General features: G+C 38.6%; 19 protein-coding genes. 6 read left to right on the top strand and 13 right to left on the bottom strand.

Annotation, left to right across the window (positions count from 1 at the left end; all coding sequences use genetic code 11):
- Nucleotides 1–369: 369 nt before the first annotated feature.
- The 3 genes from HMPREF0014_RS14665 to HMPREF0014_RS14655 all read right to left on the bottom strand — a co-directional run bounded on the left by HMPREF0014_RS14665 (nucleotide 370) and on the right by HMPREF0014_RS14655 (nucleotide 2,589).
- Nucleotides 370–1,212, bottom strand: coding sequence for a zinc-ribbon and DUF3426 domain-containing protein (locus tag HMPREF0014_RS14665; RefSeq protein ID WP_004886424.1), 843 nt, complete (start codon nucleotides 1,210–1,212; stop codon nucleotides 370–372).
- Between the two features lie 13 nt (nucleotides 1,213–1,225).
- Nucleotides 1,226–2,131 (bottom strand): 50S ribosomal protein L11 methyltransferase, encoded by a 906-nt coding sequence (gene prmA, locus HMPREF0014_RS14660; protein WP_004886427.1) that lies wholly within the window; start codon nucleotides 2,129–2,131, stop codon nucleotides 1,226–1,228.
- Nucleotides 2,132–2,286: 155 nt separating this feature from the next.
- Entirely contained in the window at nucleotides 2,287–2,589 is a 303-nt protein-coding gene (locus HMPREF0014_RS14655; RefSeq protein ID WP_002049150.1) for a hypothetical protein, read from the bottom strand.
- Nucleotides 2,590–2,821: 232 nt separating this feature from the next.
- Here HMPREF0014_RS14655 and mnmG point away from each other — a divergent pair, with 232 nt between their 5' ends.
- Nucleotides 2,822–4,702 (top strand): tRNA uridine-5-carboxymethylaminomethyl(34) synthesis enzyme MnmG, encoded by a 1,881-nt coding sequence (gene mnmG, locus HMPREF0014_RS14650; RefSeq protein ID WP_004886430.1) that lies wholly within the window; start codon nucleotides 2,822–2,824, stop codon nucleotides 4,700–4,702.
- Between the two features lie 197 nt (nucleotides 4,703–4,899).
- Nucleotides 4,900–5,049 (top strand): hypothetical protein, encoded by a 150-nt coding sequence (locus tag HMPREF0014_RS26085; protein WP_002049353.1) that lies wholly within the window; start codon nucleotides 4,900–4,902, stop codon nucleotides 5,047–5,049.
- Nucleotides 5,050–5,082: 33 nt separating this feature from the next.
- Here the strand turns inward: HMPREF0014_RS26085 and HMPREF0014_RS26285 are convergent, their stop codons facing one another.
- Nucleotides 5,083–6,090, bottom strand: coding sequence for a WYL domain-containing protein (locus HMPREF0014_RS26285; protein WP_002049181.1), 1,008 nt, complete (start codon nucleotides 6,088–6,090; stop codon nucleotides 5,083–5,085).
- A gap of 225 nt (nucleotides 6,091–6,315) precedes the next feature.
- Here HMPREF0014_RS26285 and HMPREF0014_RS14640 point away from each other — a divergent pair, with 225 nt between their 5' ends.
- The 4 genes from HMPREF0014_RS14640 to HMPREF0014_RS14625 are packed head-to-tail and all read left to right on the top strand — an operon-like array spanning nucleotide 6,316 to nucleotide 10,018.
- Nucleotides 6,316–7,866 (top strand): circularly permuted type 2 ATP-grasp protein, encoded by a 1,551-nt coding sequence (locus HMPREF0014_RS14640; protein ID WP_004886434.1) that lies wholly within the window; start codon nucleotides 6,316–6,318, stop codon nucleotides 7,864–7,866.
- Between the two features lie 22 nt (nucleotides 7,867–7,888).
- Nucleotides 7,889–8,485 carry an alpha-E domain-containing protein gene (locus HMPREF0014_RS14635; RefSeq protein ID WP_002049176.1) on the top strand — a complete coding sequence of 199 codons (597 nt, stop codon included), beginning with the start codon at nucleotides 7,889–7,891 and terminating at the stop codon, nucleotides 8,483–8,485.
- A gap of 2 nt (nucleotides 8,486–8,487) precedes the next feature.
- Nucleotides 8,488–9,267: a transglutaminase family protein gene (locus HMPREF0014_RS14630; RefSeq protein WP_004886437.1), complete on the top strand. Its 780-nt coding sequence runs from the start codon at nucleotides 8,488–8,490 to the stop codon at nucleotides 9,265–9,267.
- Between the two features lie 16 nt (nucleotides 9,268–9,283).
- Nucleotides 9,284–10,018: a proteasome-type protease gene (locus tag HMPREF0014_RS14625; RefSeq protein WP_002049189.1), complete on the top strand. Its 735-nt coding sequence runs from the start codon at nucleotides 9,284–9,286 to the stop codon at nucleotides 10,016–10,018.
- Between the two features lie 56 nt (nucleotides 10,019–10,074).
- On the opposite strand, the gene alr is transcribed toward HMPREF0014_RS14625, so the two are convergent.
- From alr to cyoB, 9 genes are all read right to left on the bottom strand, one after another.
- Nucleotides 10,075–11,145, bottom strand: a complete 1,071-nt coding sequence (gene alr / locus HMPREF0014_RS14620; protein ID WP_006580568.1) for an alanine racemase — start codon at nucleotides 11,143–11,145, stop codon at nucleotides 10,075–10,077.
- Nucleotides 11,146–11,177: 32 nt separating this feature from the next.
- On the bottom strand, nucleotides 11,178–12,623 hold the full coding sequence (gene dnaB / locus HMPREF0014_RS14615) for a replicative DNA helicase (RefSeq protein WP_002049228.1): 1,446 nt from the start codon (nucleotides 12,621–12,623) through the stop codon (nucleotides 11,178–11,180).
- A gap of 202 nt (nucleotides 12,624–12,825) precedes the next feature.
- On the bottom strand, nucleotides 12,826–13,272 hold the full coding sequence (gene rplI, locus HMPREF0014_RS14610; RefSeq protein ID WP_000382591.1) for a 50S ribosomal protein L9: 447 nt from the start codon (nucleotides 13,270–13,272) through the stop codon (nucleotides 12,826–12,828).
- Between the two features lie 8 nt (nucleotides 13,273–13,280).
- Nucleotides 13,281–13,508, bottom strand: a complete 228-nt coding sequence (gene rpsR / locus HMPREF0014_RS14605; RefSeq protein ID WP_000090661.1) for a 30S ribosomal protein S18 — start codon at nucleotides 13,506–13,508, stop codon at nucleotides 13,281–13,283.
- Nucleotides 13,509–13,519: 11 nt separating this feature from the next.
- Nucleotides 13,520–13,903 (bottom strand): 30S ribosomal protein S6, encoded by a 384-nt coding sequence (gene rpsF, locus HMPREF0014_RS14600; RefSeq protein WP_002049107.1) that lies wholly within the window; start codon nucleotides 13,901–13,903, stop codon nucleotides 13,520–13,522.
- A gap of 181 nt (nucleotides 13,904–14,084) precedes the next feature.
- Complete coding sequence (cyoE, locus tag HMPREF0014_RS14595; RefSeq protein WP_004886446.1) at nucleotides 14,085–14,963, bottom strand: heme o synthase; 879 nt, start codon at nucleotides 14,961–14,963, stop codon at nucleotides 14,085–14,087.
- A gap of 10 nt (nucleotides 14,964–14,973) precedes the next feature.
- Nucleotides 14,974–15,303 carry a cytochrome o ubiquinol oxidase subunit IV gene (locus HMPREF0014_RS14590; RefSeq protein ID WP_000094534.1) on the bottom strand — a complete coding sequence of 110 codons (330 nt, stop codon included), beginning with the start codon at nucleotides 15,301–15,303 and terminating at the stop codon, nucleotides 14,974–14,976.
- Nucleotides 15,303–15,923 (bottom strand): cytochrome o ubiquinol oxidase subunit III, encoded by a 621-nt coding sequence (cyoC, locus tag HMPREF0014_RS14585; RefSeq protein ID WP_002049203.1) that lies wholly within the window; start codon nucleotides 15,921–15,923, stop codon nucleotides 15,303–15,305. The genes HMPREF0014_RS14590 and cyoC overlap by 1 nt, the downstream gene beginning before the upstream one ends.
- Nucleotides 15,924–15,927: 4 nt before the next feature.
- Entirely contained in the window at nucleotides 15,928–17,919 is a 1,992-nt protein-coding gene (gene cyoB / locus HMPREF0014_RS14580; protein WP_002049358.1) for a cytochrome o ubiquinol oxidase subunit I, read from the bottom strand.

Here is a 17,919-nt window from a genome sequence, read left to right as displayed (position 1 = left end):
AATCCGAAAATCAAATACTAGCTTGGGTAAAGTAGTATATAAATGTGGTCTAAAAATACGGAGTCCTGTTTTAGATCCTAAAACAGTGACTCTAAAACATAAGAACAATTAGCTTGCCATAAATCTTCGTATTGAGTAAAAAATAAGCGTAACAATAGTTAAATATTTGTTACAGCCCCCTCAAAAACAAAAAAAGTTAGGCTATGCGCTTAATTTAGAAAAGCACACATGCTTAACAGTATATTTTTTGAATTGAGAGCGAGGAGTATATGAGTCAAAGCTTTCGTGGCGCGTATCATACCATTGTCTAGGAAAAAGTGAGCAAATTAACTGCATTTTTTTTTATTTTTTTTTCACTTTTTTTACAAATTAGGGGTGGACAATTTCTAATCGATAATTTACTAGGCTTTTTTTGCTTTTATTTAAATCAAATTGAAATTTAAACGGTGTATTAGTTGGGATACGTTGAATGCCTCGTAAATTTTCAACCAAGTATTGTTGAGGAGTAAAAATGATCTCTTCTTGATTGCCTTCTTGACCAAAACTTAATTTTAGGTTTGGTAACTCAATACTTTTATTATTTTGATTGACTAGAACGCCAGAAAATCGAGTATGTTCTATATCTATTCTACGTAGCTTTACCTTTTCTATATAAAGAAGTTGATATTGTTCAGCTGACTTACTGCAGTGCAGTATTTGACAGACATAATTAAATGCATGGCTAATAGCAGGGCTTTGCTGCATAAGTTTTGGGTTGAACCAGAGAATCTGAAAAGTAAAAACTAAAATCAGAATCAGATTCGCAGAACTCCAAAGTGTATAGTACAACCAGCTATGCTTTTTACCATTATCCTGTTCGGGTGAAGTTGCTTGTTCAGCTAAGTTGAGGTTGGGAAGAGCATTGATGGGCTCGTTGTGGAAGTAATTTAAATTATTTAAATATGTCAAAAGATCAATATTAGAGTTTTCAACTTTCTGATCAAAGATATCTAACACATGAGAATGTGTCATATATCGTGTTTGAATCGAGCCGTCAGCTAAAACAGATGAGTTTGTTGCTTCTGGGAGCTCAACGTTAACCAAGTTGGTAAGAGCATTAAAATTTAAATTACATTTAGGGCAACAAACCATACCCTGAGCAACAGTTAACTGGGTAAGAGAAACTTTATAAACTGTTAAACACTTAGGGCAGCGGGTTTGTTTTTCATTCATGAGTTAAATAATCTCAATTTATTGTTTTACGTTTTCCTGAAATGCGGCACCAGTTTTCTTCGCGCTTTTCGACATCTAATATATCAAAAAATTCAGAATAAACACCTGAAACATCAGCTACTTGCTCTTCAATTACACCAGCAAGTGCGAAATCACCATTAGATTTCAGTAATTGTGCAAACTCTGGCGCAAGTGCCATGAGCGGTCCTGCTAAAATATTTGCAACTAAAACGTCTGCCTGTTGAGGTTTGAATTCTTGATCGAACTCTTCAGGAAGACCCACATATAGGCGGTCTAAAACCCCATTGAGTTCTGCATTTTGTTTTGTCGCAAGAACAGCTTGAGGGTCAATATCTGTAGCATAGACTTTTTTAGCACCTAATAATAAAGCTGCAACGCCTAAAATGCCTGAACCACAACCATAATCAATAACGATTTTATCTTTTACATCGGTTTTACCTAACCATTGTAAACATAAGAATGTACTTGCATGGTTACCTGTACCAAAAGCAAGGCCTGGATCAAGTTTAATATTAGTCGCATCTGCTTCTGGTGGTTCTAGCCACTCAGGTACGATCCAGAATTTTTCCCCAATTTGAATCGGTTCATAATAATCCATCCATGCACGTTCCCAAACTTGGTCTTCAAGTTCTTCATGACGCATAGGTACATCTGGAAGTTGAGCTTTTAAGAAAGCTTCTAAAGTGTCAACATCAATTGGGTCTTGTTCGTCTTGTTGATAAATACCTGTAACAATAACTTTATTCCATAAAGGTGTTTCGCCTGGTAATGGTTCAAGCAAAGCCTGATCTTCAGCATCATCCAGCGTTACGCTTACCGCACCTAGAGACATTAAAAGTGTTTCTGTGAATTCAACTTGTTCTTGATCAACGGTAATGTGTATTTGTAACCACTTCACGAAAAGGACCTAAAAATTTTATTTAAAGGTGTATTGTAGCCGACTAGAATGGTTTAAAAAAGAAAACGGCCCATCTTTAATGGACCGCTTTTTGAAAATTTCGCTGTGTTATAGAAAAATTAAAACTTTTTTCTATACCTTAGGTTCAAACTATATTAGGGAGCAGGGGCCTTAAATTGTAGTTTGCCATTTTCGTTTGGTTGGCAAGTACCATTGAAGGTTGCACCATTATGGCTGTAAGAAACCCAATCACCCTGACGTTTTTTAGCACAAGCTCTCAGTTCTTTTTGCGTTACTGATGTACCTGACTCTGCAGCATGCTTGCTTGTTTTAGCAGTATGACTCGATTTAGTAGTATGAGTCGATTTGGCATTATGATTAGTCGCAGCGTGGGTCAACGTTACGCCTGAAAAACAAAGGAGAGATGCAGTTAAGATTTTTAACATGGTCGTTTTCATTTTGTGTTCCTTCTCGTTGCGTTAATTTTAAAGTCGTAGAAGTGCTGTACGTTTTTTATTCTAGAATGAAAAATTTTTAAAAACATTCACTTTGTATTGAATTCCTGAAACAAAATGTCAAAACATGTGGTGTAGCGTAAATCATGTGATGACAATTTTGTAATTATGTACATCAATAAGCAGATAATTTTGCTATAATGTTCCGTCTTTTTTTTCTGGTGTTTTTGTACTCATGCACTATCCTAAAGTTTATGATGTTATCGTTATCGGTGGCGGTCACGCAGGTACGGAAGCGGCACTTGCTGCGGCGCGTATGGGACGACAGACTTTGCTTTTGACCCATAACATTGAGACTTTGGGTCAGATGAGCTGTAACCCAGCAATTGGTGGTATTGGTAAATCACACTTAGTACGTGAAATTGATGCACTTGGTGGTGCAATGGCATTAGCTGCCGATAAAGGCGGTATTCAATTCCGTATTTTAAACTCGCGTAAAGGTGCCGCAGTGCGTGCAACACGTGCTCAGGCAGACCGTGTCCGTTATAAAGCTGCTATTCGCGAGACATTAGAAAACCAAGCAAATCTTGATATTTTCCAACAAGCGGCCGATGACCTGATTGTGGAAGGCGATACCGTTAAGGGTGTTGTGACCCAAATGGGTATTCGCTTTGATGCAAAAACTGTTGTATTGACTACAGGTACATTCTTGGGTGGTGTTATTCACGTTGGTTTAGAAAAATCAAGCGGTGGTCGTGCAGGAGATCCTCCTTCTATTGCTCTTGCTCAGCGTCTGCGTGAATTAAAACTACCAGTAGGTCGTTTAAAAACAGGTACTCCACCGCGTATTGATGCCCGTTCAGTTGACTTCTCTGTTATGACACCACAACCAGGTGACTTCCCATCTCCGGTGATGTCATTTATGGGGGATGCTTCAATGCATCCTGAACAAGTGAACTGCTATATCACACATACCAATGAAAAAACCCATGACATTATCCGTGGTGGTTTAGATCGTTCACCAATGTATACCGGGGTTATTGAGGGTGTAGGTCCACGTTACTGCCCATCAATTGAAGACAAAATTCATCGTTTTTCTGATAAAGACTCACATCAGGTGTTTTTAGAGCCAGAAGGTCTTGATACACATGAGCTTTATCCAAATGGTATTTCGACTTCATTACCATTTGATGTTCAGTTTGAACTTGTACGCTCAATTCGTGGTATGGAAAATGCCCACATTTTGCGTCCGGGCTACGCAATTGAATATGACTATTTTAATCCGCAAGCATTGAAATTTACCCTTGAAACCAAAGCTATTAACGGCTTGTATTTTGCTGGTCAAATTAATGGTACTACCGGTTATGAAGAAGCTGGTGCCCAAGGTTTACTTGCAGGTCTAAATGCTGCTCGCCGTGCCTGGGAGCAAGAAGAATGGACACCGAAACGTGACCAAGCTTATATGGGCGTATTGGTTGACGATTTGATCACCTTGGGTACGAAAGAACCATACCGCATGTTCACTTCACGTGCGGAATATCGTTTGATGTTACGTGAAGATAATGCCGATCAACGTTTAACAACTATTGGTCGTGAGCTTGGTTTAGTTGATGATGTTCGTTGGGCTGCTTATTGTGAAAAAATGGAAGCAGTTGAACGTGAAACATCTCGATTACAGCATTTATGGGCAGCGCCTAATAACCCAATGGGTAAAAAGTTTGTCGAAATGACTGGTGCTGACTTGAGTAAAGAATGTAGTGCGATTGATTTACTCAAACGTCCTAATATTAGTTTTGCTCAAATCGCAGAACTTACGGGTTCAGAAGTTTCAGAACAAGTGGGTGAGCAAATCGAGATCGCGGTTAAATATGAAGGTTATATTAACCGTCAGCATGAAGATGTAGCTCAGTTAAAGCGTCTTGAAGAAACCAAGATTCCTGCCGATTTTGATTATGATGTTGTTTCAGGTTTATCTCGTGAAATTACTCAGAAGTTAAAAACTGTGCGTCCGGAAACATTGGCTCAAGCAAGTCGTATTCCTGGTGTTACCCCAGCAGCTGTTCAACTTGTAATGATCACGATTCGTAAAAATAACATGGTCAAAAAAACAGCTTAATCATTTAGTAATTAAAAAAGCCCAGTTAAGACTGGGCTTTTTATTTTCTTATCAAAAAATATATGGAAACTTCCTAAGGAAGAAAATAGATTTCACTTCCTTTTTTTCTTATTTCACATGTTTTAAAACGAACGTTATATTGAATTCACGTTCAAACAAGAGGGCTTTAAACATGACAATGAAATCAATTCGCTATAATGGATATGATTTGGCATGCCAATGCTCATGTTCAACATAGCGCAAAAGAAGAAGCAGATCATTTTGGTGGAGGAGAACAGAATGATCTGAAAATAAATAAAACTATAAATACTAATATAAAATTAAGAAAATTATTATTCAAAATCTAAAGAGAACCTGACGGTTCTCTTTTTTATATCTAGTCATTTGTTATCAGGTTCAATTTCTCGTACTGCATTGTGTACTTGAACTGGTTCAATATGGAGCAACTTTTTACCGAAACTTCGTAACCACCAGACGAGTTGAGATGTAAAAGGAACAGTTGCCGTAACTTCGACAATGTTTTCTTCAATTGGAGTAATTGTCTGATCTTTACTTAACTGACTTTCATAAAAAGTTTTGGCAGTTTGTTCAGTCATGGTTAAGGTGAGCTGTATCAATTCAGTAGGTTGGTTGTAGTCTACCCTGAAACCTAAAGCACCCGAGTCAATATAGTGATCAATATCAAAATTAACGGGGTGGAGCGCACGACTTTCTAAAACCTTAGCGGATTTGAAGCGGTGTAGGGCAAAGGTTTGTACTTCGGTTTTATCATGGCGGGTGCAAATTAAATAAATAACAGCACCTTTTTGGACCAATGCAAGCGGATTTAAAATATAAGTTTTATCTTCGCCTTGATTTACACGGGCTTGATAAACACACTCAATTTGTTTGTCTTGCAGTAAGCCTTCGTAAATTGCTTGTTGAGCAGCACGGTCGACTACAGGTGGAATCAGTGGTTGGCTTGCTGGCACAATACGGACACGATTAATCCATTGTCTTACATTATTTTGTGTAGACAGACTACGTTTTGCTAAGTCAAACCAAGGACCCATCTCATCAAGTAGACTTGGTGGGAGCAAATGTTTGAGATGTTCTTCAACCATCATAAAGGTTACTGCTTGAGAGCTTGTCATATGCGGTAAGCTTTGAATTGGTGCATCTGATTGCCACCGCCAGCCTTGAGGCACAGCTTTATTACTTTCAATTGGAAAACGCTGAGCAATTTGATTTAAATCACGCTGAATTGTCCTTAAACTGATTTCGATACCTTCACGCTCAAGCATTTCTTGCAATTCTCGAGTCCCGATCCATTTACCGGTAGGAAGGCGAGATAGAATCTGCCACTGGCGATATAAACTATTTGAAGTTTCTTTTTCTATTACAGACATAAGCGTAATACATCTATATCCAATTGCTTTGGTGTCAACACAATAAAAAAACTTTACACATTTAGCAAGTTTGTCAGATTCGGTTTATGGCACCTTTTACAATCAATGCTAAAATTTAAAAGAAAGTTATAACAATGAAAGCCAATAAGCATTATAGATATATAAGTGGCACTGAAATTGCTTATTTAAAAATGAAATATAGATAAATGATAAGACGAGGTTGCTATGTCAGAACAAGAGAAAGACCTACAAGCCGATATTGATTATTTTTTACAAGAGCAGGCGACCACCGCATTACTTAACCAGACTTCGTTTATGGACAATCTTTCGGTACAAACGAACTTATTTGAACAGCTAAAATCGCAGTTTTTTAACGAAATGCTAGACGATGTGACATCTAACGGTGCTGCTTCTAAAAAAATTGAGCAATGGTTGAGCATTCGAACTTTAGATGAGCTTAAGCAGTTAAATACGGAGGCCAAACAACATTTTCTCTATCACGGTATTACATTTAATGTTTACGGCGATAAAGAGGGTGTAGAGCGAACCATTCCTTTTGATTTAATCCCGAGGGTAATTGAAAAAAAACAGTGGGAAAAAATAGCAGCTGGATGTGCACAGCGAGTTAAAGCTTTAAACTATTTTTTAGATGATATTTATCATGGACAACATATTTTAAAGGAACAGTTAATTCCAGAAAATCATATTATTTGTCATGAGGCTTTTCAGCCACACATGCTCAAGCACAAGCTTAAAGGTAAAATTTATTCTCAAATTAGCGGCATAGATATTATACGAGATGGCGAAGGTGAATTTTTTGTACTAGAAGATAATTTAAGAACACCTTCTGGCGTCTCTTATATGATTGAATGTAGAAATATTAGTCAGCAACTCATGCCTGAACTTTGTGCTGCAAATAATTTGCAAGGCATTGAACATTACCCAAGCTTATTAAAAGAAATACTTCAAGAAAACTCAGAAGTTGATTGTCCTTTTATCGTAGTTTTAACACCAGGGCGTTTTAATAGTGCTTATTACGAACATGCCTTTTTGGCGCGTGAAATGGATGTGCCACTGGTTACTAACCGAGATTTATTTGTAGAAAATGATCAAGTTTTTGTAAAAACAATTCGTGGACGTCAAAAGGTTGATGTGATTTATCGTCGGTTAGATGATGATTTTTTAGATCCGCTTGCCTTTAGACCTGATAGTGCCCTAGGGGTAGCAGGTCTTATGTCCGCTTATTTACAAAAAAATGTAGTGATTGCAAATGCACCTGGTACTGGTGTAGCCGATGATAAATCGATTTATCCGTATGTTGATCAGATGATTCAATATTATTTAGGTGAAACACCAATTCTGAAGAATGTCCCTACTTATCAATGCCGAGAAAAAGAACATTTAGACTATGTATTGTCTCATCTAGATCAATTAGTGATTAAGGAAGCTCAAGGGTCTGGTGGTTATGGCATGTTAATTGGTCCTAAGGCGAGTGCATGTGAAATTGATGAATTTAGAAAAAAATTGATTGCTACACCACACGAATATATTGCACAGCCAACATTAGCTTTATCTGTTGCACCGACTTTAACGACATCAGGAGTGGCTGAGCGCCACATCGACTTACGTCCGTTTGTATTGAGTTCCCCATATCGCACTGAAATTGTACCGGGAGGCTTAACACGAGTGGCCATGCAAGCAGGATCTTTAGTCGTAAATTCCTCACAAGGAGGAGGCATTAAAGATACATGGGTCGTTGAAACGCTACATTCCTAATAGTCGGTTAAAGAGGAAATTTATGGTTTTACTCAATTCGAGTGCACACCACATTTATTGGTTGGGCCGTTATTTAATGCGGATTAAATTTGCTGTATCACATTTACCATTTACCGATGATGAAAAAGCAACTCAATTTGCAGCGGCATTTGGACTGGTCATTGAGCAAGCAGAATTACTGAACTGCTATATGTTGGATACGAAACAAACATATTCATTACTGAACCAGTTCATGATTGCTAAAGATAATATTCAAGAGTTAAGAGGGATACTATCTTCTAGCGCTTATGCCGAACTGAATCATGCGATTAAGTCACTTCAAGCTCATCCTGATTCATTAAATAAAGCTTTAGCTCAATGTAATCAAATACTTGATTCTGAAAATGAAGATATAGCCTTATTTCTGAATTTAGGAAAGAAAGTAGAGCAATTAGATATACAACTACGTTTTCAGCAAGACCTTACGGGACTTTTACAGGAGCTAGAAAAATTGCTTCAACAGCTGAATGACTTAGGATGGGAGAAGCTAAATCAATCTTGGCAATTATTAAAAGATCATCCGTCTTGGGATGCTTATTATAATTTTACTCAGCAGCTGGAATATATGTTCGAGGCATGATTATGAAATTGATGATTAATCATCAAACGCATTATAACTATACTGAAACTGCTAAAAACAGTATTCAGTATATTAAGATGATGCCTCAAACATCGCTGCATCAACATGTTGTGAATTGGGCAATCAGTGTGCCAGGTGATAAGACACTCAAAAGAGATATTTTTAATAATATTTGGTTAACCGCTACGCAGCGTTATGAATACCAACATCTTACTTTTATGGCGCAGGGTATTGTTGAGCTTTTAAATACAGAGATAGGTGGAGTAGATGTACCTATACCATCAAAAATATTTCTTCAAAGTACAGCGGCCACTCAATATGATTCTGAAATGTTGGATTTTGCCCAGAAAATTGTAACCGTCAAAGATCGACAACACATTGCTTTGCTCAGTGAAAATATTCTGCAAAAGATGCCATATCAACCAGATAGTACATCTGTTCATACGACTGCCACGCAAGCCTTTCATGCAGCTCAAGGAGTATGTCAAGATCATGCACATGTTTTAATCGCCATGTGTCGTGCGTTACAATTACCAGCACGTTATGTCTCTGGTTATTTATTTGATCAAAATTATCCGCACCTTGCCAGTCACGCTTGGGCGGAGGTATTTTTAGATAATCAGTGGTATTGTTTTGATGTAAGCAATCAATTGTTTACGCCAAAGCATCATATTTATCTCGCAGTTGGACGGGACTATCTTGATGTTGCCCCAATTAGAGGTGTGCGAGAACAGGGTGGTATTGAAAATATGATGTCTGTGGTTCAAGTGTTGGCTTGTTGAATGTAAAGAGAACGAAATGACCTATTGTTGTGCGCTGAGATTAGAACAGGGTTTGGTGTTTATAAGTGACACTCGAACTAATGCAGGGGTCGATCATATTTCTGTATTTCGTAAGCTTCATACTTTCGGTGTAACGGGAGAGCGTTTTATTGCCTTGCAAACAGCAGGTAATTTAGCAACGACACAAGCGGTTATCGGGCATTTGCAAAATGCGCTTACTTTGCAGCAAGAGCCTAATTTATATAGTATTAATACAATGTTTGAAGTGGCTGATTTAGTCGGTAAAACTTTAAAAAATGTTTTAGAAGATATTAGCTCAGATACTCAAGAACAAATGAATTATGCTTGTAGTATTTTGGTGGGTGGACAAATTAAAGGCGGTGATATGCAGCTTTATAATGTTTATCCGCAAGGTAATTTTATTTGTGCTACAACCGACACGCCTTACTTTCAAATTGGTGAAAGTAAATATGGTAAGCCTATTTTAGATCGTGCTTTATATTATGCAATGCCGTTAGATGATGCTCTACGCTGTAGTTTAATCTCATTTGACTCAACACTGCGTTCTAATGTGTCGGTAGGTTTACCATTAGATGCCTTGGTCTATAGCAGAGATAGTTTTGTGATTCCTATGGGTAAACGAATTAGTGAAGATGATCCATATTTTTCACAAATTAGTCGTCAGTGGTCGGATACTTTACGTCGTGGTTTACAGGAAATGCCTAAACCTACAGATGATTATTGGCGTTAAAAGGTATTTCAAATAAAAAAATCCAAGCAAGCTTGGATTTTTTATTTACTAAATTATTAAGTACTTTGGCGGACTGGACGAGTGCTTAAGCGGCAAAGTAATTCATAACCAATTGTGCCGTTAGCTTCAGCAACGTCATCAACTAAACGATGATTACCCCAAAGTTCCACTTGGGTACCAAGTTTTACCTGAGTATTTGTGACATCAATCGCTATCATATCCATACTTACACGTCCTACAACTGGACAAAGTTTGCCATCAATAGCGACAAAGTTTTGCTTAACATAAGCTCTTGGATAACCATCACCATAGCCAATAGAAACTATGGCAATATCCATAGCCTGTTGAGCGCAAAAAGTTGAACCATAACCCACATGTTCACCAGCTTGAATATGATTTAACGCGATAACTTCTGCTGTGAAAGTCATGACTGGTTTTAAATCAAGCTCATGTACTGTTTTATCTGCAAAAGGTGAAGCACCGTAGAGCATAATACCCGGTCGTACATAGTCAAAATTCATTTCTGGCCATTTAAAAATAGCCGCTGAATTACAGCAAGATGCTAAAACTGGTTCACAAGCTTGTTTTACTTGCAAAAATTGCTGTTTTTGTTGTTCATTTAAAGGATGGTCTACATCTGCATTGGCAAAATGCATAGCAAGTACACAGGTAAATCCTTCAGATTTTAAAGTTTTAATGATTTCAATAACTTCTGGGTTCTTAAAACCTAAACGGTTCATACCGCTATTTAATTTAACCCATACTTTTAAGCCTTGGGCAATGTATGCTTGTTTGTGTTTAATTAACCATTCAAACTGTTGTTGATGATGAATAACACATTCAAATTTTTGCTCAATTGCGACGGGCATTTCATCTTCAGAAAATACGCCTTCAATTAAAGTAACTGGTTGTTCGAAACCAAGTTCACGGATTTCTAATCCTTCTTGTAGGCAGGCGACACCAAAGGCATCTGAGGCATTTAAGGCTGCTAAACAGTCTTTGACTCCATGTCCGTAAGCATTGGCTTTTACCATACTTACGATTTTTGAATTTGCTGCGAGTTGTTTGACACGGTTTAAATTATATTGAAGCGCTTGGCGATCAATATAAACTGTTGCTTGACGCACCCTCATTTACTCCTTTGGGCTAGAGATAGAGTTTATTCTTCATCATCATATTGGCTGTAATACTCAGGAGAGAGATTACTAAAACGAGTATATTGACCTTCAAAGGCAAGGCGAACAGTACCAATAGGGCCGTTACGCTGTTTACCAATGATAATTTCTGCGGTGCCTGCTTCTTTAGATTCTTTGTTATAGACTTCATCACGGTAAATGAACATGATTAAGTCGGCATCCTGTTCAATCGCACCCGATTCACGTAAGTCGGACATTACTGGGCGTTTATTTGGACGGTTTTCCAGACTTCGGTTAAGCTGGGAAAGTGCAATCACAGGACAGTGCATTTCTTTTGCCAAGGCTTTTAAGCTTCGTGAAATTTCCGAGATCTCGCCAACACGGTTATCGCCCATACCCGGAACTTTCATTAATTGTAAATAATCGACCATGATACAGCCGATTTTACCATCATGCATTTTTGCAATACGTCTAGCTCGGGCACGAACCTCTGTTGGTGGTAAAGCTGACGAATCATCAATGTATAAATGCATTTGTTGAAGCTGCAAAATAGTACCAGTAACTTTAGTCCACTCATCTGCATCTAAATTACCTGAACGTAAATGTCCTTGGTGAACTTTACCCATTGCAGAGATTAGACGCATTGCAATTGAGTCGGCTGGCATCTCCATAGAGAATACGAGAGCAGGGAGTTTATTGTATTGCAAAACACTTTCAACCAAGTTCATGGCAAAGGTAGTTTTACCCATAGACGGACGTGCCGCGACAATAATTAAGTCTCCAGGTTGCATACCGGAAGTTTTATTATCGAGTTCTAAGAAGCCAGTAGTTAAACCAGTAATATTGCCATCGAGTTTTGAAAGTTCATCAAGTTTACTAATTACATCGGCTGTTACAGAGCTAATTGCTTTAGGGCCAGAATCTTTTTTATTGTTATTGTGCTGTTCAGCTAAAGAGAAAATACTGGTTTCGGCTAAATCTAAAATTTCACTAACACCACGCCCTTTTGTGTCATAAGCATTTTGTAAAATTTCAGTACTTACCTTGATCATACTGCGTAGTGTAGAGAATTCTTTAATTTTGGTTGCATAGGTTTCAAGGTTATAGAAACTTGAAGGTGAATCAGCCATAAGCTGCATTAAGTATTCTTCACCACCAATAGCATCAAGTAAGTTTTGTTTTAAAAGCCAGTCATTCACTAAGACCGCATCATAAGGTGAATTTTCCTGCGCTAATTTTTCAATTGCGCGGTAAATATATTTATGACGAGTGGCATAAAAATCATTTTCTTTGAGTAGGTCACTGATTTGTTCAAAAGATTCAGCAACGGTCATCAATGCAGCAAGCACTGCTTGTTCAATGGCTAAATTGTGTGGGGGAGTGCGAAACTCTTTAAGTTGGCCTGATTCACTCGTCTTATTTTCTGTTGGAGATGAAAGCGTTAAAGAAGTGGCATTCGCCTGAGACATAATTAGACCTGATGATAAAATGTGTGCACAAAAAAAGGGTTTTAAGCCGAGAACTATCTTAAAACAAAAATAAATAAACTACCTAATTAAAAAACCAATTAAACTGAAGAACTGATCAGGAATTAATATATCTAATTTTATTTCATAAATTTAAGAGATAAAAAAAGAGCATGCGTGAGCATGCTCTTTTTTTGATGAGAAATTACTCAGATACGATAGTAACGAGAACTTCTGCAACAACATCATGATGCAATTGGATTGCGATGTTGAATTCACCAGTGTGACGAAGCGCACCGTTTGGTAAACGAACTTCTGCACGGTCAACTGTAAGACCAGCATTCGTTAACGCGTCAGCGATGTCACGAGTACCGATAGAACCGAAGAGTTTACCTTCGTCACCAGCTTTAGCAGTGATAACGATGTTAACTTCATTCAATTGTTCAGCACGTGCTTGAGCAGCAGCTAATACTTCAGCTTCTTGCTTCTCAAGTTCAGCACGACGAGCTTCAAAAGCAGCAGTGTTAGCTTCAGTAGCTGCAACTGCTTTACCTTGAGGGATAAGGAAGTTACGGCCGTAACCAGCTTTAACTGATACTTTATCGCCTAATTTACCAAGGTTCTTAATGCGTTGTAATAAGATAACGTCCACAGATCACCTCACTTATGGTTGTCAGTGTACGGAATCAAAGACAAATAGCGAGCTTGTTTGATAGCAAGTGCTAATTGACGTTGATAACGAGCTTTAGTACCAGTGATACGGCTAGGAACAATCTTGCCGTTTTCAGTGATGTACTGTTTTAAAGTGTCGATATCTTTGTAGTCGATGTACGCAACATTCTCAGCTGTAAAGCGGCAGAACTTGCGACGACGGTAAAAACGTGCCATTGATGTTCTCCTTATTCAGCTTCTTGAGCAACTTGCTGTGCTTCTTCGCGTTGAGCTTTACGCGCACGCTTTTCTTCAGCACTCTTAGCAAGCAATGACTCTTCAGTGATTGCGTGTTCACGACGGATGATAAGGTTACGAATGATCGCGTCGTTATAACGGAATAATTCTTCTAACTCATCAAGCGTAGTTTGACCACATTCAACATTCATAAGAATGTAGTGCGCTTTGTGAATTTTGTTAATTGGGTAAGCCAATTGACGACGGCCCCAATCTTCTAAACGGTGAATTTGACCATCAGCTTCTTTGATCTGAGAGATATAGCGTTCAACCATACCTACAACTTGATCGCTTTGGTCTGGATGTACCAAAAGTACGATTTCGTAATGACGCATTGTCAGCTCCTTACGGTTTAAACAGCCCCTAAAAAATTAGAAGCAAGGAGTCATAGCTAAAATATAAATAGCTACGTCGCAAAAAATGCGAAGGCTGAATTATAGGTAAAAATTAGACTAAAAACAAATCTTTTGATAAGAAATATGAAAAGTTGTTTTTGAGGAGGAAATCCTCCCTTAATTAAAAGAGAGGAAGATTTGGAGCAGGGGATTGATAGGTAAAGCTAAAGCTCAAACTTAACAGGGTAATTAATATGACCGAGTAGAGGAAAAAACGTTTAGCCCAAAGTTGATCGTTTTCGGCTTTGAATCCAATAATCGATAAATAGAACCAGTATGCAGTTAAAGCATTAAAGGTAATTAAAAAGAATACATTGGTATAACCAAAACAATATAACCCGTTCAAAACAGCTGCAAATAACAGGATATATATTACACATTCAATTTTCGTACGATAAATAGAACGTGCTACAGGCAAAATTGGAATTCCTGCATTTTTGTAATCATCAAAACGATAAATTGCAATTGCCCAAGAGTGAGGCATTTGCCATAAACCGTATGCTAAAAACAAAAGCAAGGCTGCCACATCAAATTGATGAGTTACCGCTGTATAACCAATAACAGGAGGACTCGCTCCGGAGATACTACCAATAACGGTTTGATGGATTGAGGTACGTTTGGTCCACAAGCTATAAAAACCGACATAGACAACAAAACCAATTACTGCAAACAAAAATGCGTAACCATTTACACCAAACCACAAAATGCTAAAACCAATTATCCCAAGTACAAACGCATATATAAGCGCAACAGTAGGAGAGATGGTTTTTTTAACAAGTGCGCGGTTTTGAGTGCGCTGCATCTTTGTATCAATATCTTGATCAATAACATTATTGACGACACAACCTGAGGCAACGACTAACGTTGTTCCAATGAGAGTGAGCAATAATAATAAGATGTCTATAGAGCCTTGGGCGGCTAAGAAGAAGCCGCCCAAAGTGGTAACGAAATTACCGAAGAGAATTCCTGGTTTAGTCAGGAATAAATACTTTTTCAACATGACAATCAGTTTAGATCATCATATTGTAGTGAAGATAATTCATAATCCACACAGAACCGATTAACAGTACAGCGATACATAGGATCGTGTAGATAAATGCAATCATATTCCAACGTTGTTCAGATGATGTATTCATGTGTAAGAAGTACACAAGTTGTACAAGAACCTGAGCAACGGCAGTAATTGCAATCACTGTAACTAAAAGACCACGGCTGAAACCGCCTGCCATCACCATCCCGAATGGGATGATGGTAAGGATAACAGATAGAATAAAACCTACAGTGTATTGCTTAAAGTTACCGTGTGACGCACCAGCAGCATTATGCTCATGACTACTCATTAGAGAACTCCCAGTAAGTAAACGACGCTGAATACACAGATCCAAACGATGTCAAGGAAGTGCCAGAACAAGCTTAAGCAAGCAAGACGACGTGTATTCGGTAAAGTCAAACCTTTAGTTTTGATTTGATACATCAATACCAACATCCACACTAAACCAGAAGTTACGTGGATACCGTGCGTACCAACCAAAGTAAAGAACGATGACAAGAATGCACTATGAGTTGGACCATGACCTTCCTCTACAAGGTGATGGAATTCATAGAGCTCCATACCGATGAAGGTTGCACCAAAAAGGAATGTAATAAATAACCAAGTAATAACTTGATTTACATTCTTTTTATAAGAGGCAAGTACAGCAAAACCGAAAGTTACCGATGAAATCAATAAGGCAAATGTTTCAGTTAACACGTAGCCTAATGAATTATGGAACAGGTCATATGCACTTGGAGTCCCTGCTGGAACATGACTGCTTAATACAGCGAACGCAATGAAGAGTGATCCGAAAAGAATCAAGTCACTCATCAAGTATGTCCAGAAACCAAAGACCGTTAAATCTGTATCATCATGTTCATGATGACCATCGTGGCCATGGTTGTCGTGATGAAGTACTTCAGCCATTTCCTTAGTCCTTCTTCAAGTGTTTTTCAAGTAAAGCATAGCGTTCGTTTTCAATACGCTCAACTTCAGCAGCTGGAACATAGTAATCAACATTCTTAGTGAATGAGCTTACGATCAAGCTAATAACAGCTGAAACGAATGAAACAACAACGAGCCACCAAATATGCCAGATAAGTGCAAAGCCAAGAAGAGTAATGAACATTGCAATGACAAAACCAGCAGCACGATCAGTCGGCATGTGGATGTCTTCATATTTAGTATTACGTGCGTATGCTACACCGTTTTCTTTGTCAGTCCAGAAACGGTCAATACCGCTACCATCTGGTTCATGCGCAAAGTTGTAGAATGGAGCAGGGGAAGAAGTAGCCCATTCAAGTGTACGTGCATCCCATGGATCGCCTGTGTGGTCCATGTTTTGGTGACGTTGTAAGAAACCAACGATGATTTGCATTAAGAAACATGCAATACCAATCGCAACAAGAACAGCACCAAATAATGCAATCGCAAGGTATGGATCCCATTCAGGGTTGTCATATGTATTCAAACGACGAGTCATACCCATGAAACCAAGGATATAAAGTGGCATGAATGCAAAATAGAAACCAAAGAACCAGAACCAGAATGCAGCTTTACCCCAAGCTTCATTGAGCTTCCAACCAAACATTTTTGGCCAGTAGTAAATGATGCCGGCAAACATACCAAACACCACACCACCAATAATTACGTTATGGAAGTGAGCGATCAAGAATAATGAGTTGTGTACCAAGAAGTCCGCAGGCGGAACAGCCATAAGTACACCAGTTAAACCACCGATACCGAATGTTACAAGGAAGCCGAGCGTCCATAACATTGGAGTAGTAAAGGTGATGCGACCTTTATACATGGTGAATAACCAAGAGAAGATTTTCACACCAGTAGGAATCGCAATAACCATGGTCATGATACCGAAGAACGCGTTAACGTTCGCACCAGCACCCATGGTAAAGAAGTGGTGAAGCCATACAACGAATGCTAATACAGTAATTGCAATTGTTGCATACACCATAGACTTGTAACCGAACAACGCTTTACGAGAGAAGGTTGCAACGATTTCTGAGTATAAACCAAATGCTGGTAATACCAAGATATATACTTCAGGGTGACCCCATGTCCAGATCAAGTTCACATAAAGCATTGGGCTACCGCCAAGCTCATTTGTGAAGAAATGGAAGCCAAAGTAACGGTCTAATGTAAGCATTGCAAGCGTACCTGTTAATACAGGGAATGATGCAATGATTAATACTGCCGTACAAAGTGAAGTCCACGTGAAAATAGGCATGTCCATTAATTTCATGCCAGGTGCACGCATCTTGATGATGGTAACGAAGAAGTTAACACCGGATAAAAGCGTACCTAGGCCAGAAACCTGAAGTGCCCAGATATAGTAGTCAACACCTACACCAGGAGAATATTGAATACCAGACAGAGGAGGGTAAGCCATCCAACCAGTCGCAGCAAATTCACCTAATACAAGTGAAAGCATCATTAAACCAGCAGCACCAGCGAATAACCAGAAGCTTAAAGAGTTCAATAATGGGAAAGCAACGTCACGAGCACCAATCTGTAAAGGAACAGAGATGTTCATCATACCTACAACGAGACCCATTGCTACGAAGAAGATCATGATTACACCGTGTGCGGTGAAGATCTGGTCGTAATGGTCAGGATGTAAATAACCTTCACCACCGCCTTTAGCGAGGAAAAGTTGTAAACGCATCATGATCGCATCGGCGAAACCACGCAAAAGCATGACGACAGATACGATGATATACATGATACCAATTTTTTTATGATCTACAGTTGTAAACCATTCTTTCCACAAATATCCCCATTTTTTGAAATAGGTGATACCGCCAAGCACAGCAATTGCACCAAGTGCCATAAAGACCATGGTGACAAGTACGATTGGCTCTGTCGGGATAGAGTCCCAACCCAATTTACCAAAAATCATATCCAT

This window comes from Acinetobacter sp. RUH 2624 (assembly GCF_000162375.2).
GTDB classification, from domain to species: Bacteria; Pseudomonadota; Gammaproteobacteria; order Pseudomonadales; family Moraxellaceae; genus Acinetobacter; species Acinetobacter nosocomialis.
Note: the sequence above shows the minus strand (reverse complement) of the source record. Positions and strands in the feature narration are given on the sequence as shown.